Source organism: Actinomadura sp. KC06 (genome assembly GCF_004348735.1).
In the GTDB taxonomy this organism is placed as follows: Bacteria; Actinomycetota; Actinomycetes; order Streptosporangiales; family Streptosporangiaceae; genus Spirillospora.
In genome coordinates, this window is record NZ_SMKT01000149.1 from 1 (window position 1) to 21,806 (window position 21,806).

Below are 21,806 nucleotides of genomic sequence, written 5' to 3' on the forward strand. Positions count from 1 at the left end.
CAGCGCCAACGACGGGCTCGCCCCGATCACATTCGAGCGTCAGATGGCAGAAGCGCGGAGGACGTCAACCGCCCAGCTCAGGGCCGAAGTGGCATAACACCGTCTCCACGCTTTGAGGGGATTGACAGTGCCGATATCGTCCAGCCAGACCCTCTGGGAGTGCCGAAAACCGTGCGGCGTCAAGCCAGTGATGATCGGTACCCACGACGCGAGCTCCATCTGCTGGACATGCCCGGCGGCGGTGGCAGCGGCGAGCCGAGGTCGGTGCCGGCTGCGACCCCCGGCGGGCCACTTGCAGGGTTCACCTGCCGCAGCGTCGCAGCGGGGGCAGTCCACTGCCAGGGCGTCCACGATGGGAAGGTCGTAGTGGGGGATGCCCCCCTCACCCTCGGTGGCGCCCAATCGGGCCCGGTGGCGGCGGGCCACGCGGGCCGCAGGGGACGGCCGGGCCAACCCGAGGCCATGTCGACCAGGACGGGCCGGGCCTCGGCGCCTCTGGACCGCCCAGGCTGCACCCGGCGGGCGGGATTCAATCCTGCGGCGGCGGGCAACCAGGGGAAGCCGTCGTAGGAGCGGTGGACATGGTGTCCTCCGCGGGGGTTGAGGAACAGGAAGTCTCCGCCCCCACAGGGGCAATCGCAGGGCCCGACTGAGCCTTCGGCTATGTGCCGCGCGAGCAGTTCTACCAGGAATGATGGTAGGTCCACGGCGCCGAAGTAGTGCGGGTTGCCGTTGCGGTAAGACCCCTCTTTCGGGGGACGGAGCCGAACCGGGTTGGCCTTGTGATCGAGTTGTGTTTCGACGGCCAACGTGTCGGTCCGGACATGATGGCGCTGCAAGCCCATTAGTTCGCCCCACCGCAGGCCGCACCAGGCGCACACCGTCCACATGACGAAGTCGTCGTTCCGTCCGGTCAGCACAGCGCATCGTTCGGCGATCAGCAGCGCTTCCAGCGGTGTAGCCCACGGTCGTGGCTCTTGAACGGTCTGGGCGCGTTGATCGATCACCTTGCCTCGTCTTCGGCGGCGAGCGGCAGCGTTGACGTCGACCAGGCCTGCTTCGTAGGCGTCGCCGAGGATGGTGGACAGGAGATCCCGGGTGTTCCCCACCGTGCTACGAGCATACCGGCGACGCAGTTCGATGGCCCATGCCTCAACCTCTTCTCGCTCAGGCTAGCGGTGTCCAACTGCCTGCTAAGCGCACCCGTCCGCCACAACGCGGCCACAGCCGCGACCGGTTCCTCATCGACCTGCTCACCCCCACGTCGACTGGGTTCCCGTCTGCCCGGAGATGGAGATCAGACTCGGCGCGCCTGGCCCCCACTGCGACTGCGCACCGACGGACGCATCGTCACCAAGGACGGGACCGCCGACCACACCGAGGCGATGACGACACTGGCCGACCCGCATCCCCGACCTCGCCGACCGCGACGGATACGTGCTCAAGTCATGCTCGCCCAGCTCCGCACATTCTCCTCCACCGACTGGCGCCCCCCACGACCTCGTCGCCTTCCACAGCCGCTACAAACAACAGCTTCTGGCCCACGACCCGTCCACCTACCAGAGCCTGGGCCGCGTCGTCGCGCAAGCGAGCCCCCGGCCCCGCGGCATCCTGGAATCCGACTACCGCCACGGCTTCAACAAGGCGTTCGCCGCCCGGCCCAAGCGCGGCCGCCACGTCAACGCCCTCCAGCACATCCTCGGAATCCCTCGGGAACGGCTGAACGACACCCGCCGGCACGACGTCCTGGACGCCATCGAAACCTACCGGCAGGGACGAGCACCCCCCAGCATCCCCATCACCCTCCTACGCCACCACGCCGAAGGCGAAGACCTCGACTACCTGACCCGGCAGACCTACCTGAGCCCCTTCCCCGGCGCCCTCGTCCTCCGCCACCACCTCTAGACTGTCCACTGCCCGGAGCTTGCGGCTCCGGGGACCGGCGAAGTCGTTCGGGACATCACGCCCAGCGAAACCGTTGCGTTGCTCGGCCCCAACGGCGCCGGGAAGTCGACGACCATCTCCGTGATCACTGGACTGCTCCGGCCTGACCGGGGCGCCGTCTCGGTGTTCGGCGGCTCGGTGCCCGAGGCCGTCAAGGCCAGGCGGCGGCAGACGTCGTTGTCAGCCTGGGGGACTACGGCGCTGTCGAACTCGGGGGCGGTCGGCGGCAGCCGCAAGGCTGACGCGCCCGGTGAGGGGCGCGACCTAGCGTGGGTACATGACCAGAATTCTTCGCAGGATGAACGTCGCCGTACTGGCTTTCGCGGTGTCGGTGCCTGTCACCGCCGCCAGCGCCGCCTCGGTGGTGTCGGCCCCCACGGCGGCCCTTACGGCCGTGCCCGGCAGCGGCGAGGACGTGCGGCTGCGGCTCCCCCGTCCCACCGGCCCGCACGTGGTCGGCCGTTCGAGGCTGCACCTGGTCGATGCCAGGCGCAAGGACCCGTGGGCCCCCGGGGCGAGCGCCCGCGAACTGATGCTCAGCATGTACTATCCGGCGCTGCCCCGTCCCGGTGCCCGCGCAGGATACGCCACCACCGAGGAGGCCCGGCTGTTCCTGAAAGACCGCGACCTCGACGGCGTCGTCTCGGCCAAGACGCTGAGCGCCACGCGCACCAACGCCCGGATAAACGCGCGGCCCCTGCCGGGACACCGCCCGCTGGTGGTGCTTTCCCCCGGCTTCAGCGTGTCCGGCTACACCCTCACCGGCCTGGCAGAGGAGCTCGCCAGCCGCGGCTACGTCGTCGCCGCGGTGGACCACGCCTACGAGTCGGTGGGCACGGAGTTCCCGGGCGGCCGGATGCTGACCTGCCTCGCCTGCGCGAAGACCAAGACCAAGGAGGACTTCAGAAGGGCCACCGTGGGCCGGGGCCTGGACGTGTCGTTCGTCCTGGACCGGCTGACCGGCCACCGTCCGGCCTGGCGTCACGCGCACCTGATCGACAGGCGGCGGATCGGCATGGCCGGGCACTCGCTGGGCGGCGCGGCTGCGGCGTCGGCCATGGCGCGCGACACCCGGATGCGGGCGGGCGTCAACATGGACGGCTCCTTCGCCGACCCCGTGCCGGACGGCGGCCTCGGCGGGCGGCCGTTGCTCATGCTCGGTGACGAGACCAGCCGTCCGGGCGGCGAGGACGAGACGTGGGACCGGACATGGCGGCGGCTGGACGGCTGGAGGCGATGGCTGACCATCGCCGGCTCGCAGCACTTCACCTTCTGCGACGTGCCCGTGCTCAGCGAGCAGCTCGGCCTGCCGCCGTCCGGTCCGCGGCCGGGCCTGGCAGGCACGCGCTCGGACGAGATCGTCCGTGACTACGTCGGGGCCTTCTTCGACCTGCACCTGCGGCACGTCCCGCAGCGCCTGCTGAACGGCCCGTCGCGAGACAACCCCGAGGTGCGGTTCCACAACCCGTAGCCATCCCGAACACCACCCGCGACTCCCGCCCGGCCGGGCCAGCGGGCGGTGTGATGGTGATGGAAGCGGCGAAGTCGCGACGATATGCGGAGGTGCCTGTCGGTTTAGGGTTGAGGTATGCGGATGGTGTCGTTGCTCCCGGCCGCCACCGACATCGTGCACCGTCGTGCTCGCATGGGCGCCGACCTGCTGCCCCGCCGCGTCACCGGCAAAGCCGAGATCGCCATGCTGGTCATTTACGGCATCGTCGTCGCTACGCCTTCGGCTTCTTGATGAACCTGTGGTTCTGGCCGTTCATCACCGGCGCCGAAGTCCATTACCACGACGGCCACATTTCCTACGTCCCCGGCGACCCCGTCCCGGAGAACCTGCACCGATTCGCGGTCTTCACCCTGCTCACCTCTACCGCCGGATGGGACACCAGACGCGCCATCACCAACACCGCCGCCATCCTCGTCCTCGGCCCCGCCGTCCTGGCCACCCTCCACTGCGCCGCCCGCAAAGCCTCCTGCGGCGCGATCCCCACCTTCTCAGCGGACGACCGCAGCCTCGGGCGGCGCACCGAAGCCGCGTCCAGCGCCGACCTGCTCCCCACAGAAGCCCGCAGGACGAGGAAACACCATGGGAAAACGTCCACAATCCCAACCCAACAAGCTGGACGGCCGCATCGTCGTGCCCGAGGAACATGAACAACTCCAGGCCGCCCGCCGCCAGCCCGGTGCAGCGCACCCACCTCGCCACCCACAGCACCGAGGATGAAATGAAATCATACTTGCGCCCCTCGAAGGACTTCGGCGCGTCCGCGCAGGGACCACGCGATCTCGTCGCGATCGACGCGCGCATCGATGAGCCAAGGGGAGCTGTGCTGGAGGGCCGTAGCCAGCGCCTGGTCGAACTCTGAAAGGGTGGATACCACGGCCGCGTTCGCTCCTAGCCCGCGCGCCACCGCCGCGGCGTCCAAAGGCCGGGAGTACGACGAGCCCGGCGCTTTGCGGAAGAGAAGTTCCTGGAGATTGGTGACCATCGCGTTGCCGCCGTTGTTCAGCACGATCCAGATCACGTTCAGGTCCTGCTCGACAGCGGTGTGGATCTCCATTCCGCCCATTGCGAATGCGGCATCTCCAACGAGCGCGATCACCGGCCGGTCCGGTCGTGCCAGTTTCGCACCGACGGAGGCTGGGATGGCGTAGCCCATGCATCCCACGTTGATGGAGCAGAAGATCTCGCCAGGTGGCCGGGAAAGGTAACGCTCCCCGATCCAGCAGAGGGCGTTGCCGTTGTCGACGAAGATCAGCGCCTCAGCGGGCAGCGCATCGTTCAGCCGTGCGGTGACGACCGAAGCGCGCAGGACCCGGTGCCCCTTCTGGAGGTCACCGGGCCGGGCCGGCGCCGAACGGGCCGGACCGCCGGGACGTGGAGTGTCCAGCGGGCGGACGATACCGAGCATGTCCTTGAGCGCGGACCGCACGTCGGCGACGATCGCGTGGTCGACAGGGAAGTTCCTGCCCAGCTGCAGAGGGTCGGCGTCGATCTGGCACACCGTACGTCCGGCCGTGAGCCGCTCGTCCCATCCGAAGGTGGAGACTTCCCCCAGGCTGCTGCCGAGAACCAGCAGGAGGTCGACGTCCTCGGACAGGATCGCGTTGTGGGTCTCCGGGCTCCCGCCGTAGTTGCCGAAGACGCCCAGGGACAGCGGGTGATCTTCGGGGAAGACGCTCTTGCCCTTGACTGTCGTCGCGACCGGAATGCCGCGGCGTTCGGCGAGTGTGACCATCTCGGGGCCCGCACCGGCGACCTTCGCCCCCTGTCCGGCGAAGATCGCCGGATGGTGGGCGGTGGCGACGGCCTCCGACAGTGCCTCGATCTGGGCCCGATCAGCGCGCCTTGGCGGCGGTGCCGGCAGAACCCGCTGCTTGCCTCGTGGCGGGGCGGGAGCGTCGAGCACGTCGCTTGGTAGTCCGAGGTAGACCGCTCCGGGCAGGTCGGATGTCGCTGTTCGGATGGCCCGAAGGGCAAGGTGAGGCACCTGTTCGGGTGTGGTGATCATTGCTGAGAGTTTGACGGCCGAACGGAACATGGCGACTGAATCAATGCTCCAGTTCCCGCCGCTTCCGTCCTGGAGTCCGCCGCGTCCGAACGTGGCCGTCGCGACCTGGCCGCCGAGCACGAGCACCGGGGCCCAGTCGCTTGTGGCACTGGCCGCGGCTGTGACCGCGTGTGAGGTGCCGGGGCCGGCGGTCACGCACGCGACACCGAGTTCGCCGCTCGCCTGCGCATGCCCCTCGGCCATGAACACCGCCCCCTCCTCGTGCTTGGTCAGCACGAAGTCGATGCCTGGCCGCTCGGCCATGACGTTCAGCAGCGACAGCAAGGGCCCGCCCGGAACACCGAAGATCCGCGACACACCCGCTTCGCCGAGCAAATCGAGAAGCAGATGCGCCGCCGTTCGACTGTTCATCATCGCCTCACCTCACAGGGCTGTCGGGAAGCCTGGGCCGGACGCAGGCGCGGCACATGTCGCCACGGAACTTGCCGTCGCGCCCACGTCATTTCCGGTCATGTCGGAGCCCGCCACGCCGCCTGTGGCGGCGGCACCGGAACCGAGAGCGGTGAGTTCAGGGGCAGGAAGTACACGGCGTGCATGACCAGCGGGGTCGCTTCCCGGTTGTCGCCGATGTGGACGTTGCCGGGCCCACCCGGTTCGACCACGCACAGGCCGCGGGTGACGACCTGGCGGGACAGGTCCGCGAACGTATGGGTCAGGGTGCCGGAGGAGACGACGACCAGCAGTGGCCCCGGATGGTAGTGCCAGCCGGTCGACCCGCCGGCAGGCACGATCACTTTGCGCATGACGATGGTCGAGGCGTCCCGTCCGAGGTGCGGCAACGCTTCCTCGACGGTTCCCGCGGCAATGATCACACCACTGGGTGAAGGACCTTCTTGCCGGTTATGGTGCGTCCCTTTTAGTGACTGCTTTTCCATGATCCCTGAACTGTTCATGATTCCTGCGGAGGGCGCATTTGCTGCGCGATACCCCGGACGTTGGCGGCCAAACTATGGAAACTGTCGACCGTCCACGAGGTCCACAGAGACGCGCTAGTCTAAAGCTGTCACTGCGGCACTCAAGCGCCTGGTCAAGCGACGTGCCAGCCATTTGGCGGACCGTGCGGGTGCTTTCTGATCAAGCCTTCCCGGAGGTGTCAGTAAGGATCATGCCTCAAGCGGTCGACCAAAACCAGTTCAGTTCCCGTTCTTAATGGCTGGGCTGATCGTTCGATGTTGCGGCCCGGAGGTCATGGCGGCGGCCCCGTGTCGTTTCGCCGGACACTGTAGGCAGCGGTCGCCGAGTGTTCGCCTCGACTTTCAGGGCCGACTCGGATCTCTGGCCTCGTTCGTCGAGATGATCAACGGGCTCTCCGCCGGGGAATAATCTTCGGCGCGAGTCCCGGCCGAGATGGGTGACGCCGCACCCGTCCCGCTGACGCTCCATGCTCGAAAGTGTTGCTGCATCCGCGCCGGTAGCGCGAATCCGGAACGAACCTTGATTTGCGAGGTTGACGAAAGTTTATGCGTGTGCGAGGTTGGATTGGGTCGGAATATCCGGCGGATTGGCCGGAATCAGATGAATGGCGTGGCTCGAGGGCCCTCCAATGACTTTCTGCGCGCTCTGCTTGCCGAAGCGGAATGGACGGGCCAGGATCTGGCCCGGGCGGTCAATGTCGTTGGAGCCGAGGCCGGGCTCGGGTTGAGATATGGCCGCGCGTCGGTCTCCCAGTGGGTGTCGGGGACGCGTCCACGCGACCCGGGTCCTGCCCTGGTCGCCGAGGCGCTCTCCCGGCGTCTGGGCAGATCGGTGACCGCTGCGGAGGCCGGGTTCGCGGGCGAGCCGGATGTGTGGTGGGGCTGGAGTCTGCCCGCCAAGTTGGCGGAGCTGGCCGCGGCCGCGGGCGCGGACCGGCGGGCCGCGCGGCGTGTGTGCGTCTACCGGCTGGCCGCGTGCGAAGTCCCGGTCTGGCGAACGGGTGGTGGGCGCCCACAGGTCACGGACTTGCGAGGGGCGGGCGACCGAGATCGTCCCGTGGGGTGGACGGCGCGGATGGCGGGGCGGGAGCTGGAGCTGGCCACCATCGTGGTGCGCTTGCTCTCGATGGTTGATCAAAGTTACGGGGGCGGTGTCATGCGCGCTCCGGCGTCGGCGTTTCTGGCGCACGTGGTCGGCCCCTGGCTCAACGCGCCCCTCGATGGCCGCGCCCGGGGTGAGCTCATGGCCGTGTGCAGCCAGCTCGCGCACCTGTGCGGCTTCATGAGTTTCGACGATCACGCACAGGGCCCTGCCCAGCGGTTCTATCGGACGTCCCTGCTCATCGCCTCAGACGGCGGCCGACGTGAGGAGTTCGCCTGGGCGTTGCGGGCGATGAGCGTTCAGGCGCATTCTCTCGGGCATTTCCGGCCGGCCCTCCAGTTGGCCGAGTCGGCCGTTTCCCCGCGCCTGACCGTTCTGACCAGGGCCTCGGTGTCGGGGCAGGTCGCGGTGGCGCTCGCGTCGACCGGCTCCAGGCGGCGGGCCCTGCGCGAGATCGGCAAGGCCGAGGAACTGCTCGACCGCGCCCTCGACACGCCGTCGCACTCGGTGGGGTCCTACCATCGTGCGGCATTAGCCTTCCAGAAGGCGACCGTGCATGCCCATCTGCACGATCCTGGGGCGGCACTTGAGGCCCTGCGGGAGGCGCTGCCACTCTGGTCGGCCGCCGAGCGGCGCTCCCGCGCCATCACCCTCGCCCGCATGGCGGAACTCGAACTCGGACAAGGACTCCTGGAGGAAGCGGTGGCCACAGCACACCGCTTCCTGGACGACTGTTCCCAAATTCACAGCGCGCGAGTGCGCGGTGCCCTGACCGGTCTTCGAGCACGTTTCCGGCCCCACGGCAAGAATCAGGCGGCTCGCGCGCTACTTCAGCGAGCAGCCCAGGCCGCCAATGCCCTCGGAACTGCTCAGCGAGCCGCGCCGGTCTAGTTTGCTGCGGCCAACCAGATCTGGCCGGGCCGAACGGCATGGGACCGCCTCGGCGCCACCCTTGTCAAGATCGCGGCGAGACTAGACCGCTTTCCCCCCGCCTTCGTGGTTACCGGCCCCCGGCTCGGCGAGTTTGCCCCGTGTCGCATGAAGCCAGGCGGGCCACGGCCGGCCCGGTCCTCAATCGCGCGTACTGGGAGCGCGGCAGTTGGTAGCGCGACGGTCACGTCCCCAGGAAGACCGCGAAGGCTTCTGAGTGCGGCCGAGGTAGCAGAGGAGGACGAAACATGACCACCAGAACACCGTTCCGGACCGAACAGGTCCGCGCATGGAACGCCACGGCGACCGACTATCCGCGCGACGCCCTGGTCGACGATCTCTTTGAGGAGGTCGCGCTTCGGTCTCCCGATTCAGTCGCGTTCGAACCCGAGACCGGCCCGCCGGTCACCTACGGGGAACTTCGGGGCAGAGTCCGTGCTCTGGCCGCCAGCCTCCAGGCGCGCGGGGTCGGGGCGGGGGACACGGTCGGTGTGTTGATGGAGCGGTCCGTTGACGCCTACGTCGCGATCTTGGCCATCCTTCGCGCCGGCGGCGCCTTCGTGCCGGTGGACGTCACCTTCCCGCCCGACCGCGTGGCCACCATCCTCTCCGACGCCGGCTGCCGCCTGGTCGTGACCGAGGACCACCACCTTCCCCTGGTTCCATCTGGCGTGCAGGTGGTGCAGGTCGACGCGTGCGACGGCGATCCGGAAGGGCCGCAGACGACCGAGCGGACCGCGCTGTCACCCGCCTATGTCATGTACACCTCGGGGTCCACCGGCGCGCCGAAGGGGGTGGTGGTCCCTCACCGAGGCGTCGTCAGGCTCGTGCGCGACACCGACCTCATCGTGTACCAGCCGTCCGACGTGGTCTGCGGCACCGTGAACCTGACGTTCGACATGTCGGTGCTGGAGCTGTTTGGAACGGTGCTCAACGGGGCGAGGATGATCGTGCCGACCCAGGACACACTGCTGGCGCCGACCGAACTGGAGGACCTGCTCCGCGCCAGGCGGGTGACGGTCATGTGGTTGGGGGCCGCGCTGTTCCACCAGATGGCCGCCGACCGGCCCGCGATGTTCTCCAGCCTGCGCTGCCTGATCGCAGGAGGGGACGCACTGAACCCCGCCGCCGTGCGCGCGGTCCTCGTGCACGGCAAACCCGGGCAGCTCGTCGACGGTTACGGGCCGACCGAGAACACTTGCCTGTCCACCGCCCACGTGATCGATGACCTTCCGGCGGAGGCCGAGTCGGTGCCCATCGGCCGGCCGATCTCCAACTCGACGGCCTACGTCGTCCGCGACGATGGCTCACCGGCTTCGCCCGGAGAGGAGGGCGAACTGTGGGTCGGCGGGGACGGCGTAGCGCTCGGCTACCTCAACCGCCCGGAGCAGACCAGCGAACGGTTCGTGCCCGACCGCTTCTCCGGCACCGGTGAGGGACGGCTGTACCGCACCGGCGATATGGCGCGCTGGCGTCCGGACGGCGTCATCGAGTTCCTCGGGCGGCGCGACCGGCAGGTGAAGCTGAAGGGCTTCCGGGTCGAGCTGCGCGAGATCGAGATCGTGCTGGCGTCCCATCCGGCCGTGAAGGAGGCGGTGGTGGCGGTGCGCGAGGGCACCGACCACCTGTTGGGCTGGGTCGTCGCCGACCAGGACACCGGTGCCGGGCGGACGCCGCGGTCGCTGCCCATGCGGCTGCGCCAGTACCTGCGGGACCGGCTGCCGGTGTTCATGGTGCCGCAGGAGGTCAAGGTCGTGGCGAGCATGCCGGTCAACGCCAGCGGCAAGGTGGACCGCGCGGCGCTGTCGGAGACGGCCGACCACCGGGAACAGGACGAGGTTCCCGCGGAGGAACGGCCGCACGGCGCGACCGAGGAGGCGATCGCCGAGTCGTGGCGGCGTGTCCTGGGCGTCGGCACCGTTCGCCGCGACGACGACTTCTTCGACCTCGGCGGCCAGTCGCTGCAGGCCACGCAGGTCGTCTCCACCGTGAGCGGACAGCTCGGCGTCGACGGCGCGCACGCCCGCGCCCTGGTCGGGGAGCTGCTGAAGTCCCCCACGGTCGCCGGGCTCGCCGAGAAGATCGACCGCCTGCGGCACGCCGAGAACGCCGCACCGGCCGGCGCCGGGGCGTCGGCGGACGAACTGCTCGCCGACGCCGCCCTGCCCGCCTCGATGTCGTCCGAGGCGCCGCCGGTCGACGCCCCGGGTGCTCCACGTGACGTCCTGCTCATCGGCAGCACCGGATTCCTCGGGGTCTTCCTGCTGGACCGGCTGGTCGCGGCGGGCACCGAGCGGGTGCTGTGCCTGGTGCGCGCCAACGATGCCGACCACGCCCGACGCCGCATCGCTGGACGGATGCGCCGCTACGGCCTCGACTACGATCGGGTGCGCGACCACGTCGTGCCGTTGGTGGGCGACACCTCGCGTCCGCTGCTGGGGCTGTCGGAAGCCGAGTTCGACGCGCTCGCCGCCCGTGTGGACGCCATCGTCCACTCCGGATCACTGATCAACTTCGCCTACACCTACCAGCAGCTGCGCGGCACCAACGTGGAGGGCGTCCGGACGCTGCTCGACCTGGCCACGCGGCACCGGCTCACGCCCTTCCACCACGTCTCCACCATCATCACCCTTGTGGGCTACGGTGTCGCCGACGACCGCTACGTGATGGAGGACCGGCCGCTGGCCTACCCCGAGCACATTTCGCTGGGGTACGCCGAGAGCAAGTGGGTGGCCGAACGGCTGGTGGCCGAGGCCGGACGGCGCGGGCTGCCGGTGGCGGTGTACCGGCCGTATGAGATCAGCGGCACCCGCGACCGCGGCGTGTGGAACACCGACACGCTGATGTGCGCCTGGTGGCGCACCATCGCCGAGACGGGGCTTTCACCCCGGGTGGAGTTGCCGCTGGACCTGGTCCCGGTCGACTACACCGCCGAGGCCATCGTGCACATTCTGCGCACCCAGTCGCCGGACGGGAGAGCCTACAACCTGACCAACCCCAACGACGCCCGGCTGAGCCTGGTGGACGAGCGGCTCCGGAACATGGGCTATCCGGTCCAGGAAATCTCCTACGCCGACTGGGCGAAGACCGTCACCGAGCGGTGCCAGCAGGACCCGCACCATCCGATGACGCCGTTCATGCTGATGTTCAACGAGAACTCCTCGGATCCCTCGCTCACCGTGAAGGAGATGTACTTCGCCGAGACGTTCCCCGAGTTCAGCCGGACCAACACCATCCGCGCGACAGACGACGCCGGGCTCGATCTGCCGCCCGTGGACGCCAGCCTTGTCGACCGCTACCTCGGCTACTTCATCTCCTCGGGTTTCCTCAACCCGCCCCCCGAGGAGCCCGGCGGCGAGCTGGGGGCTCGGATACCACTGGTGCCCGGGAACGCCGAGGAGATCCGGCAGTGGGTGAAACACCTCCAGCCCCGCCTGGCGGCGCACGTGCGCGAAAACCCGCTGTACCCGCTGATCCTGGGCGGCCGGTTGCGGGCCGAGCACCTGGAGCGCTTCGTGGTCTCCGAGTTGCACGCCCAGCCCGCCGAGATCGCCGCCTTCGAACGCCTCGCGCGACGGTTCGACGACAGCGCGGCGAGTGCGCTGTTCCACGACGTCGCGGAGGCGATCACCGGCGCGCGGCCGGGGCTGATCGCGGCGGCCGACGCCCTCGGCATCGACCGGGACGGCGTCGTCACGCCTACCAAGGGCGCGACTGCGTTCGCCGACTTCGTCTCGTGGCTGGCGGCCGACACCGGGCCGGGCGCCGCGGCCGCCGCGCTGCGGGCGGACCTGATGCTGTGGTGCGCCGTCTGCGCCGAACTGGCGCGCGAACTCGATCGGCGACCCGACGTGGCCCCGCCCGAGGTGACCCGATACGTCCGCGGCTATGCGCTGGCCCCGCCCGCGGTCCTGCGGGCCGCCGCCGACGTGGTCGCCGCCGCCGTCGAGGACGGCGAGTCACCCGACGAGATCGAACGTGTCACCGGACGCGTCGAGCCGGTGCTGCGCACCTACTGGACATCCGTCGCCTCCGACGACCGTCTCTGACCGCGAATCGAGGATTTCGGTCATGCGCATCGCCGTCATCGGATCGGGAATCGCCGGACTGACCGCCGCCTGGCTGCTGGACGGCACCCACGAGGTGACCGTGTTCGAGGAACTAGCGAAGGTCGGCGGGCACGCCGACACCGTCTCCTGCGAAGTCGACGGACGCCGGATCGAGATCGACGTGGGCGCACAGCATCTCGCGCCGGACGCCTTTCCCGTCCACACCGCGCTTCGCCGCCTGCTGGGGATCACTGACCAGCACACGGTGCCCGTCCCGCTGACCACGACCATCACCACCACCAGCGCCGACCCGCTGCTGGTGACGCCGCACGCCCCGCTGGAGGCCGCCGGTGATCGCCACGCGGTCACCGGGGAAGCCTGGCAGGTTCTCGGCGGGTTCGTCGAGCACGCCATGTCCTTCGAAGACGGCGGAGACTGGAACGTCACCCTCGCCGAGCTCACCGAACGCGCCGGCGTCCCGCAACCATGGGCCGAAGGGCTGATCCACCCGTGGCTGGCCTCCTTCGTCGGTTGCGACACTCGCACGGCCGCCCGGATGTCGGCGCGGGCCGCTATCTCCTGGGTGACCCGCACCCCACCCGCCGCACCGGACCAGGCGCCGGTCTTCCACAACCTCACCGGCGGCGTGGGCGGACTCGCCGAGGCACTGGCCGCCCGCCTGGCCAAGCCCGTCCGTACCGCGACCCCGGTACGCCACATGGACGTCGCCGCCGACGGCGGGACCGTCACCGTGATCGACGACACGGGCAGGCGCCAGGAGTTCGACCGGGCAGTCCTGGCCGTTCCCGCCCCCACCGCGGCCGCCCTGCTGGCCCGCACACGCGGCTACGAACGGCACCGAGCCGAGCTGAGATCCTTCGACTACGTCCCCACCTCGGTCGCCGTCCACCGAGATCCCATCTACATGCCGCGAGACCGACTGCACTGGTCCACCAACACCACCTTCATCCACGACGGGTGGGCGGAGACAAGCACCTGGTACGGGCCCATCAACGGGACGGACGTCTTCAAGAGCTGGACCACCCACAGGCAGAAACCCCGCCACCTCATCGCCGAGCGATCATTCGAGCACCTGTCCGTGACACCGGAGGCGGTACGCAGCCGCGGTCGCCTCCGCGCGGTCCAACGGAACGATCCGGGACCGGTGCTTCTGGCGGGAAGCTATCTGCAGGACATCGACAGCCAAGAGAGCGCGACCCGCTCCGGCTACGCCGCCGCCACCGCGCTCGGCGTCACCGGCGAGGAAGTGTCCATCCTGGGAACCGCCCACCCGCAGCCGAGGTAGCGGACGTACGCGCCATACGGTGGTTGAGCCAACTATCCGCGGCGACCGCGCGGGTGCATGTGCTGGCGCCGTAGACGTACATCGCCAGGGACAGTCCTATGGCCAGCACCTCGGCACTAGGCCGTGCCTGACAATCGGTGGGGGCGGAGCCATTGGATGAGGCTGGCCGGCAGCACGCCGCAGCGGTAGTGCCCGCGGTGTCGGTGTCGATGACCGCGCCGTGCCGGGACTGGGCCGTCCCCAGGAGGGCCACGACCGTGCGCGGCGGTGAACCGCCGGTCTCGTGCGTCCCGACTGGGAGGCGGTGGACGACGTCGACCGGCCTCAAGGACGGTGAACCCTCGCTCGTACCGCAGCAGGGACGCGTCAAGTAGAACAGGCCGAACATTTCGAGAAGGCGACGAGCATCCCAGGCGGGCGGCCCGCAGCCCGGGATGCGAAACAGGCATGGATCAAGTAGCGGATCGCGCGACCGCAGTTCCCCGGCTGTCTAGACGATTGATTCCAAGGGGTGTGGTTGCGGTCAGTGATCGTAGGCGGTGAGAGAGCGGGCTATGGGGCGGCCGGCTGGTCGTTGTGCCAGATCATCGGCAGCGCGCTGGCACCGAGCATCATGATCGGGCTCGCCACGGCGCTGAACTGGCGGCTCGCCTTCCCGCTCGTCGCCGTTCCCGGCATCGTCGTGGCGCTCCTCGTGGTGCTCTTCATGCGCGAGGACCGCACGGCCGCCGCCGACGCCTCGCGCGTCAAGGCCCGGGACTTCCGTCTCGTCCTGGCCAACCGCAACGTCTTGCTGGCGCTTGTCGGCGACCGTGTGTCTTGGCACGAACATCGGCTTCGGCGCGTTCGCGCCCACGTACCTGCACGAGGTGGGGCTCTCCCGGAGCACCGCGACGCTCGTGCTCACCGTGTACGGCTGCATCATCGCGCTCGGCAGCATCGTCGCCCCCGCGGTGTCAGACCGTGTCGGGCGCAAACCGGCCCTGTTCGCGGCGGTGATCTGCAGCGGGCTCGTGCCGCTGTTCTTCGTCCTGTTCGCTCACTCGGTCTCCCTGCTGCTGGCGTCGCTGGTCGTCGGCCTGATGGCGGGCGGCTCGCTCACGCTGATCACCTATGTGGTGCCCGGCGAGTCGGTGCCCCGGGAGCTGATGGCCACGGCGTTCGCCCTGTAGATCGCCGTGGGCGAGACCCTCGGCGGAGCGCTCGGCCGCGGCTCGGCGGCGCGCTCGCCGCCGCGACCCGCAGCATGAAGAGCGCGCTGCTGTTGTACGCCGATCCTGCTGGCCGTGGTGGCGCTGCTGGTCCGCGAGACCACCCCCGCATAGGTAAGGGACGTTCGCCCGGAAAGCCCGTGAGGCGAGCGGTTCGCGCGGGTTCCGGCCAGGGGCTTGTGACCACTTTGCCGCGGGTGAAGAAGTGCACGCCTTCGGTGCCGTGCGCGTGGGTGTCACCGAAGAGCGAGTTCTTCCAGCCGCCGAAGCTGTAGTACGCCATTGGGACCGGGACGGGCACGTTGACGCCGACCATTCCGGCCTCGACCTCGTTCTGGAACCGTCGGGCCGCGCCGCCGTCCCTGGTGAAGACGCAGGCGCCGTTGCCGTAGGGGCTGGCGTTGATCAACGTCATGGCCTCGTCGTAGGAGCGGACCCGGACCATCGACAGCACCGGCCCGAAGATCTCGTCGGTGTAGACCTTCATCTCGGGGTGACGTGGTCGAGCAGCGTGGGACCGAGCCAGAAGCCGTCCGCCGCCCCGTCCGGCCGGACGTGACGGCCGTCGAGGACGACCGACGCCCCGTCCCTCTCTCCGGAGTCGATGTAACCGGCCACCTTGTCGCGGTGCTGCGCGGTCACCAGCGGGCCCATGTCGCAGGAGCGGGTGCCGTCACCGACCCTGATGGCCGCGGCCCGTTCGGCGATCTTGGGGACGAGCTGGTCGGCGACGTCGCCGACCACGACCACGACGCTGACGGCCATGCAGCGTTCGCCGGCTCGCTTGCGGACGACGCCGTCGACCAGGACGGTGTCGACGTTGCCCGGGTGCGCGGAGCAGACCAGAGCGGCCACCGGGTCGGTGACCGGGAAGAGGTTGGGGTCGGTCGCGCGGACTAGGACGACGTCGGCGCACTTCCCGGGGCTGAGGCTGCCGATCCGGTCGCCGAGCCCGAGCGCGTCGGCGCCACCCTGGGTGGCCATCGCGAAGACCTCGGCGACGCTGAACGGGTCGAGCTTGCCGGCGAACCGCGTGCGTCCCTCGGCGAGCTGGCTGCGGTGGGCGGCCAGTCCCGCCCGCATCTGGGTGAACAGGTCGGCGGCCCCGGCGGTCTTGGTGTCGGTGCTCAGCCCGGCCGTGATCCCGAACGCCCGCGCGCGGTCGATCGGGGTGTGCTCCCGGACGCAGCCTCCGCCGACATCGATCGGGACCAGACCGCCGGATCCTGACCGGCTCGGCCACCACCAGCTCGACGTCGCCGGACACTGATCGTGCCGGAGTCCTCCCCGACCCGACCGCGCCCGGGTGGCCTCGCGCTACGCCGGCGGTGGGTGGAGCGTCGCTCGCCACGCGGCCGGGGGAGGAGGCTCAAAAGTCCGACCATGGCGGCGGGCGTACCCACAGACGCGTCGGTGCTATTGACGTCGTCACCGAGGTGTTTGAGTCGATGAGGCCGGTCTCCCGGTAGAAGCCCGTGATCAGCGCCTCGCGGCCGGGAAGGTGGCCCAGGCCAGGCCGAGGGCCAAGTGTCCGAACAGGAAGGTGTCGTCGAGGAAGAATCCCTCCAGCTCTCCCTTGACCAGCACCCGAGCTGCAGTCCCAGCGCTCCGTAGGGGAGCGCGATGACCGCGTAGCCAGCGAGGACGGCGAGTCAGCCGGGGGCGGATCGTCGGGCCCGTGATCGTGTCGAGGAGTGAGCACAGGAGGGGGATTCCCGAGGCACCGGCGATGAGCCGGTGGAACTCCAGGTCGCTCGCGGGTGTTCGTGGCAGGTGGGAGCGGGATCGTGGGGCGTGGCCGGTACCGCGGCCGTGCCATCCGTCCCGGCGGCAGGGCCACGGGAAAGGGCCGCCGTGACCCGGTCGAGGAGTTCGAGGAGCTGCGGCCGCTGCTGTTCTCGATCTCCTACCGGATCCTGGGCAGCGTGAGCGAGGCCGAGGACGCGGTCCAGGAGACCTGGCTGTGGCACGAGCTGTCCCCGGCCCGGCCGAAGTCGGGCCAAGGCGTTCCTGTCGGCCGTGGTGACCCGGATCTCCATCGACGTGCTGCGCTCTGCCCGGGTGCGGCGGGAGACGTACGCCGGGCCGTGGTTTCCCGAGCCGCTGCTGACCGACCCCTACCAGGACCCAGAGCGCTCGGCGGAGCTGGCCGACTCAGTGTCGATGGCGGCCCTGCTGTTCGGAGGATGTGGCCGAGGTGCCCGCCGCGCTTCCCGTCGCTCATCCGGATCGGGGCGTGGTGGAGTCGCGGCAGGTGAACGGCCAGCCGGGGCGCGATCCTCCGCGACCGGGACGGCAGGATTCTCAACACCCTGGGGCTCGTCATCCTCGATGGGCGGATCCAGACGATCCGCACGGTGATCAACCCCGAAAAGCTCGGGTACGCGGGTCCCGTGGCGGACGTCTGGGCGGTCCTCCGCGAGGCGACCCGGTCCGGTCCGCCCACCTCCTGAGCCTCGCCCCGGGCGGCGTTCTGGCCTCGGAAATGATTTTGTCCGAAGTATTGACATTAATCCGGAAGGCCCTTCATGCTTCCGGGTATGGAGAAGCGGGCGGACGCGCTGCAGCGGTTGAGGCGTACCCACGAGGAGGTCGTGCTCGCCACGCTGCGGGCCGAGGGGCCGATGAGCCGGGCGCGGCTCACCAAGGCCACCGGGCTGTCGCGCACCACCCTGTTCGCGATCATTTCGGAGCTGATGGAGCGCGGGGTCGTGATCGAGTCCGGGGTGGCGGACGACCGCCCGCGGCAACGCGGCAGGCCGCCCACCCGGGTGTCCCTCAACCCCGATGCCGGGCTGCTGATCGGGGTCGACCTCGGCCGCCGCCGGATCCGGGTGGCGATCGCCAACGTGGCCCGGCAGATCGTCGCGACCGCCGCCGACGATGCGGCGGCCGACGCCGACGAGAGCGAGCAGGCCGACCTCGCCATCGCGCTTGTCCGCAAGGTGTGCGAGGACGAGGGCATCGGCCTGGGCGCGCTGGAGGCGATCGGCGTCGGACTGGTCGGCGTCATGGACGCGCCGGACCGGCGATGGCGCGCCGTCGAGCGGCTGGAGGCGGCCTTCGGCGCGCGGGTCGAGGCCGACAACAACGCCCGGCTCGCCGCGCTGGCCGAGCGGACGTGGGGCGCCGCCCAGGCGGCCGAGGACATTGTGTACGTGCGGTGGTCGGTCGGCGTCGGCGGCGGCCTGATCTCCGGCGGGCGGCTGCTGCGCGGCGCGCATGGCGCGTCCGGCGAGCTCGGCCACGTGTCGGTCGACCCGGCCGGGCCGCCCTGCCACTGCGGCGGACGCGGCTGCCTGGAGGGACGGATCGGCATGCCCGCGCTGCTGGACGCGCTCGCGGCCAAGGGCGTCCGGCTGACGGGGACGGACGACCTGCTGGAGGCCGCGCAGGCCCGTACGCCAGCCGTCACCTCCGTGGTCGTGGACGCGGCCCGCACGCTCGGCACCGTCCTCGCCGGGACGGTCGCCCAACTCGACCCGGAACGGGTCGTCATGGGCGGGGACCTCGCCACGCTCGGCGGCCTGGTCCTCGATCCCATCAGGTCGGCGATCGGTGAACTGGCGCTGCCCGGCACCCGGCGCACGCTCGACATCGTCCCGGCGGACCTCGGGCCGGCCGCGTCCGCGATGGGGGCGATCGCCCTCGTACTCACGGGTCAGGACCCCAGCCCGCCCCACCCGGGCCCAGAACTCCTCTGATCACTACCTACTTAATGGAAAGTACCCCGGTCAGAACAATTTCTGTAAACCCTTGGGACTAATGAACGGAGCGTCGTGTCCCCTCGCAACGTCCTGATCCTCATGACCGACCAGCACCGGGTCGACACGCTCGGCTGCTACGGCAACCCGGTCGCCCGCACCCGGGCGCTGGACGGGGTCGCGGCCGAGGGCGCAAGGTTCGACCGGTTCTACACGCCGACCGCGATCTGCACCCCCGCCCGCGCCTCGCTGTTCACCGGCACCCATCCGTTCCGGCACGGCCTGCTGGTCAACCCGGAACGCAACGGGGGCGGCAAGGACGAGGTGGACGACCACTTCCCCAACTTCGTCGAACCGCTGCGCGGTGCGGGATACCGCGTGGGCCACGTCGGCAAGTGGCACATCGGGCGCGAGCGCGGCCCCGAGTACTACGGCATGGACGGCGAGCACCTGCCCGGCGCCCTGAACCCGTTCCACCACCCGTCCTACCAGCGCTGGCTCAAGGAGCGGGGGCACCCGCCGTTCAAGGTCAAGGACGCCGTCTTCGGCAAGGCCCCCAACGACTCCGGACGCGGCCACCTGATCGCCGGGCGCCTGGAACAGCCCGTCGAAGCGACCGTCGAGGCCTTCCTCGCGGACCGGACGATCGAGCTGATCGACCAGTACGCCGCCGGTGACGAGCCGTTCGTGCTCACGTGCAGCTGGTACGGCCCGCACCTGCCGTACCTGCTGCCGGACGCCTACTACGACCTGTACGACCCCGCCGACGTGCCGCTGCCGCCGTCCATGGCCGAGACCTTCGACGGCAAGCCGGACGTCCAGCGCCGCTACGCCGAGTACTGGTCGGCCGACCACTTCGACGCCGACGCCTGGCGCAAGCTCATCGCGGTCTATTGGGGCTACGTCACGATGATTGACGAGCAGGCCGGGCGCATCCTCGACCGGCTGCGCGAGCACGGCCTGTGGGACGACACTGCGGTCGTGTTCACCGCCGACCACGGCGAGTTCACCGGCGCGCACCGGCTCAACGACAAGGGCCCGGCGATGTACGAGGACATCTACCGGATCCCGGGGATCATCCGGGTGCCCGGCGCGCCGCCCTGCGCGGTGGACGAGTTCGCCACCCTCATCGACCTGCATGCGACGATCCTCGACCTGGCCGGGCTCCCGGCGGGTGACCCCTGCGACGGCCGGAGCCTGCTGCCCCTGGTCCGCGGGGAGGACGACCCGCGCCCTGTGGTGGTGACCGAGTTCCACGGCCACCATTTCCCGTACTCGCAGCGGATGATCCGCGACCGCCGCCACAAGCTCGTGTTCAACCCGGAGAGCGTCAACGAGCTGTACGACCTGGACGCCGACCCGCACGAGCTGCGCAACGTCTACGCCGCCCCCGCGTACGCGTCCGTGCGCCGGGACATGACCGTCCGGCTCTACCGGGAGCTGGTGGGACGGGGCGACCCCGCCTACACCTGGATGAGCTACATGTCCGACATCGGCGGGGACCGGGCGCCCGACGTCGACGGCGTCGCCGACGAGGTGGAGTGATGGCCGCCGCCCTCCGGGGGAGAGCGCGCACCGCCGCGCTGACCACCGCCTCCGCCGTCCTGGGCCTGGGCGTCTGGGTCGGGCTGTCCAAGAGCGGGATCGACGGATTCCCCGGCCCGCTGCCGGTCGTCGGCCGCGCCCGGGAGCTGATCGAGGACGGCACCCTGTTCAGCGACCTGGCCGCCAGCCTGCGGCGGGTCCTGCTCGGCTTCGTGCTGGGCGTCGCGCTCGCGGTCCCGGTCGGCTTCGCGATGGGCTGGTACCCGCTGCTGCGCGGGCTGTTCGAGCCGTGGCTGCAGTTCTTCCGGATGATCCCGCCGCTGGCGATCATCCCGCTTGCGGTCGTGCTGATGGGCATCGACGAGACCCCGAAGGTCTTCGTGATCTTCCTGGCCGCGTTCCTGTCCTCGGTGGTCTCCACCTACCAGGGCGTGATCTCGGTCGATAAGACGCTGATCAACGCGGCGCGGGTGCTGGGCGCCAAGGACCGGACGCTGTTCACCGACGTGGTGGTGCCGGCCTCGACGCCGTTCATCCTCGTCGGCATGCGGATCGGGCTCGGCGCGTCCTGGGCGACGGTCGTGGCGGCCGAGTTGATCGCCTCGCAGGGCGGGCTCGGCTACCGCATGCAGCAGGCGCAGCTCTACTACGAGCTGCCGACGATCTTTGTCTCGCTGGTGGTGATCGGGCTCGTCGGGCTGGCGATGGACCGCCTGCTGCTGCTCGCCGACCGCCGGCTGACCGGATGGCAGGAGCGCCGATGACCGACATCTCATTCCGTGACGTGACCCACCGGTTCGAGACGTTCACCGCGCTCGACCGCGTCTGGCTGGACATTGGCGACGGCGAGTTCGTCACCGTCGTCGGGCCGTCCGGCTGCGGCAAGAGCACCCTGCTCAACCTCGCCGCGGGCCTGCTCGAACCGGGCGCGGGCAGCGTCGAGGTGGACGGGAGGAAGGTCCGGGGACCGGGCCCCGAACGCGGCGTCATCTTCCAGCAGTACGCGCTGTTCCCCTGGATGAGCGCCCGCAAGAACGTCGAGTTCGGGCTGAAGATCGCGGGGGTCCCGAAGCGGGAGCGGCGCAAGACCGCCGAGCACTACCTCGACCTCGTCGACCTCGTCGACTTCGCCGACGCGCTCCCCAAGACGCTGTCGGGCGGGATGAAGCAGCGTTGCGCCATCGCCCGCGCCTACGCGGTGAACCCGTCGGTGCTGCTCATGGATGAGCCGTTCGGCGCGCTCGACGCGCTGACCCGCGTCCAGCTCCAGGACGGCCTGCTCGACACCTGGGGCCGGGAGCGCCGGACCGTCATGTTCATCACCCACGACGTGGACGAGGCCGTGTACCTCGGCGGACGGGTGGTCGTGATGGCCGCTCGCCCCGGCCGCATCCACAAGATCATCGACGTGGGCCTGCCCTATCCCCGCACCGAGGAGATCCGCCTGTCGCCGGAGTTCGACGTGCTCCGCCGGGAGGTGTGGACGGCCGTGTACCACCAGCCCCCCGCCCCGACCCCCGAAG

General features: G+C 69.9%; 16 protein-coding genes and 3 pseudogenes. 14 read left to right on the plus strand and 5 right to left on the minus strand.

Going from position 1 to position 21,806, the window contains the following annotated elements; translation table 11 throughout:
- Positions 1–1,437: 1,437 nt before the first annotated feature.
- From E1287_RS46650 to E1287_RS45055, 5 genes and pseudogenes are all read left to right on the plus strand, one after another.
- Entirely contained in the window at positions 1,438–1,905 is a 468-nt protein-coding gene (locus E1287_RS46650; protein ID WP_347814000.1) for a YbgA family protein, read from the plus strand.
- A 60-nt stretch (positions 1,906–1,965) separates the two neighbouring features.
- A pseudogene (locus E1287_RS33420) lies at positions 1,966–2,103 on the plus strand (ATP-binding cassette domain-containing protein); the annotation flags it as partial.
- A gap of 118 nt (positions 2,104–2,221) precedes the next feature.
- Positions 2,222–3,415, plus strand: coding sequence for an alpha/beta hydrolase (locus E1287_RS33425; RefSeq protein ID WP_131969280.1), 1,194 nt, complete (start codon positions 2,222–2,224; stop codon positions 3,413–3,415).
- A gap of 117 nt (positions 3,416–3,532) precedes the next feature.
- Positions 3,533–3,688: a hypothetical protein gene (locus E1287_RS45050; protein WP_207934615.1), complete on the plus strand. Its 156-nt coding sequence runs from the start codon at positions 3,533–3,535 to the stop codon at positions 3,686–3,688.
- Positions 3,688–4,104, plus strand: a complete 417-nt coding sequence (locus tag E1287_RS45055; RefSeq protein WP_207934616.1) for a hypothetical protein — start codon at positions 3,688–3,690, stop codon at positions 4,102–4,104. The genes E1287_RS45050 and E1287_RS45055 overlap by 1 nt, the downstream gene beginning before the upstream one ends.
- Before the next feature lie 77 nt (positions 4,105–4,181).
- On the opposite strand, the gene E1287_RS33435 is transcribed toward E1287_RS45055, so the two are convergent.
- Together E1287_RS33435 and E1287_RS33440 are read right to left on the minus strand one after the other, a co-directional pair.
- Entirely contained in the window at positions 4,182–5,876 is a 1,695-nt protein-coding gene (locus tag E1287_RS33435; RefSeq protein ID WP_131969281.1) for a thiamine pyrophosphate-binding protein, read from the minus strand.
- A 95-nt stretch (positions 5,877–5,971) separates the two neighbouring features.
- Positions 5,972–6,415, minus strand: a complete 444-nt coding sequence (locus tag E1287_RS33440; protein WP_131969282.1) for a cupin domain-containing protein — start codon at positions 6,413–6,415, stop codon at positions 5,972–5,974.
- Positions 6,416–7,046: 631 nt separating this feature from the next.
- On the opposite strand from E1287_RS33440, the gene E1287_RS33445 reads away from it, so the two are divergent.
- The 3 genes from E1287_RS33445 (at position 7,047) to E1287_RS33455 (ending at position 13,823) form a co-directional block, all read left to right on the plus strand.
- Positions 7,047–8,429: a hypothetical protein gene (locus tag E1287_RS33445; RefSeq protein ID WP_131969283.1), complete on the plus strand. Its 1,383-nt coding sequence runs from the start codon at positions 7,047–7,049 to the stop codon at positions 8,427–8,429.
- 287 nt (positions 8,430–8,716) lie between these two features.
- Positions 8,717–12,517 carry an amino acid adenylation domain-containing protein gene (locus E1287_RS33450; protein ID WP_131969284.1) on the plus strand — a complete coding sequence of 1,267 codons (3,801 nt, stop codon included), beginning with the start codon at positions 8,717–8,719 and terminating at the stop codon, positions 12,515–12,517.
- A gap of 22 nt (positions 12,518–12,539) precedes the next feature.
- Complete coding sequence (locus tag E1287_RS33455; RefSeq protein WP_165969316.1) at positions 12,540–13,823, plus strand: FAD-dependent oxidoreductase; 1,284 nt, start codon at positions 12,540–12,542, stop codon at positions 13,821–13,823.
- A gap of 552 nt (positions 13,824–14,375) precedes the next feature.
- Here E1287_RS33455 and E1287_RS44155 read toward each other — a convergent pair.
- Entirely contained in the window at positions 14,376–14,531 is a 156-nt protein-coding gene (locus E1287_RS44155; RefSeq protein ID WP_165969317.1) for a hypothetical protein, read from the minus strand.
- A gap of 104 nt (positions 14,532–14,635) precedes the next feature.
- On the opposite strand from E1287_RS44155, the gene E1287_RS33465 reads away from it, so the two are divergent.
- A complete protein-coding gene (locus E1287_RS33465; RefSeq protein ID WP_165969318.1) occupies positions 14,636–14,995 on the plus strand; it encodes an MFS transporter in 360 nt (119 codons plus the stop codon).
- Between the two features lie 199 nt (positions 14,996–15,194).
- Here the strand turns inward: E1287_RS33465 and E1287_RS44160 are convergent.
- Positions 15,195–15,814: pseudogene (locus E1287_RS44160) on the minus strand (aldehyde dehydrogenase family protein); the annotation flags it as partial.
- 21 nt (positions 15,815–15,835) lie between these two features.
- A pseudogene (locus E1287_RS45060) lies at positions 15,836–16,249 on the minus strand (amidohydrolase family protein); the annotation flags it as partial.
- Positions 16,250–16,821: 572 nt separating this feature from the next.
- Here E1287_RS45060 and E1287_RS33485 point away from each other — a divergent pair.
- From E1287_RS33485 to E1287_RS33505, 5 genes are all read left to right on the plus strand, one after another.
- Entirely contained in the window at positions 16,822–17,292 is a 471-nt protein-coding gene (locus E1287_RS33485) for a sigma factor (protein ID WP_243719606.1), read from the plus strand.
- A 282-nt stretch (positions 17,293–17,574) separates the two neighbouring features.
- Complete coding sequence (locus E1287_RS33490; protein ID WP_131969288.1) at positions 17,575–18,738, plus strand: ROK family transcriptional regulator; 1,164 nt, start codon at positions 17,575–17,577, stop codon at positions 18,736–18,738.
- A gap of 75 nt (positions 18,739–18,813) precedes the next feature.
- Positions 18,814–20,283 carry a sulfatase-like hydrolase/transferase gene (locus E1287_RS33495; protein WP_131969289.1) on the plus strand — a complete coding sequence of 490 codons (1,470 nt, stop codon included), beginning with the start codon at positions 18,814–18,816 and terminating at the stop codon, positions 20,281–20,283.
- The gene (locus E1287_RS33500) at positions 20,283–21,047 is read left to right on the plus strand and encodes an ABC transporter permease (protein WP_131969290.1); all 765 of its coding nucleotides are present in this window, start codon (positions 20,283–20,285) and stop codon (positions 21,045–21,047) included. The genes E1287_RS33495 and E1287_RS33500 overlap by 1 nt, the downstream gene beginning before the upstream one ends.
- The coding region (locus tag E1287_RS33505; protein WP_131969291.1) for an ABC transporter ATP-binding protein at positions 21,044–21,806 on the plus strand (763 nt) is incomplete at its 3' end. The genes E1287_RS33500 and E1287_RS33505, both read left to right, overlap by 4 nt.

Excerpts from the sequence above, each read along its gene's own strand:
- E1287_RS33425 (WP_131969280.1), top strand. The coding sequence starts at position 2,222 with ATGACCAGAATTCTTCGCAGGATGAACGTCGCCGTACTGGCTTTCGCG.
- E1287_RS45050 (WP_207934615.1), top strand. The coding sequence starts at position 3,533 with ATGCGGATGGTGTCGTTGCTCCCGGCCGCCACCGACATCGTGCACCGT.
- E1287_RS45055 (WP_207934616.1), top strand. The coding sequence starts at position 3,688 with ATGAACCTGTGGTTCTGGCCGTTCATCACCGGCGCCGAAGTCCATTAC.
- E1287_RS33435 (WP_131969281.1), bottom strand. The coding sequence starts at position 5,876 with ATGATGAACAGTCGAACGGCGGCGCATCTGCTTCTCGATTTGCTCGGC.
- E1287_RS33440 (WP_131969282.1), bottom strand. The coding sequence starts at position 6,415 with ATGAACAGTTCAGGGATCATGGAAAAGCAGTCACTAAAAGGGACGCAC.
- E1287_RS33450 (WP_131969284.1), top strand. The coding sequence starts at position 8,717 with ATGACCACCAGAACACCGTTCCGGACCGAACAGGTCCGCGCATGGAAC.
- E1287_RS33455 (WP_165969316.1), top strand. The coding sequence starts at position 12,540 with ATGCGCATCGCCGTCATCGGATCGGGAATCGCCGGACTGACCGCCGCC.
- E1287_RS44155 (WP_165969317.1), bottom strand. The coding sequence starts at position 14,531 with ATGAAGAGCACCACGAGGAGCGCCACGACGATGCCGGGAACGGCGACG.
- E1287_RS33490 (WP_131969288.1), top strand. The coding sequence starts at position 17,575 with ATGGAGAAGCGGGCGGACGCGCTGCAGCGGTTGAGGCGTACCCACGAG.
- E1287_RS33500 (WP_131969290.1), top strand. The coding sequence starts at position 20,283 with ATGGCCGCCGCCCTCCGGGGGAGAGCGCGCACCGCCGCGCTGACCACC.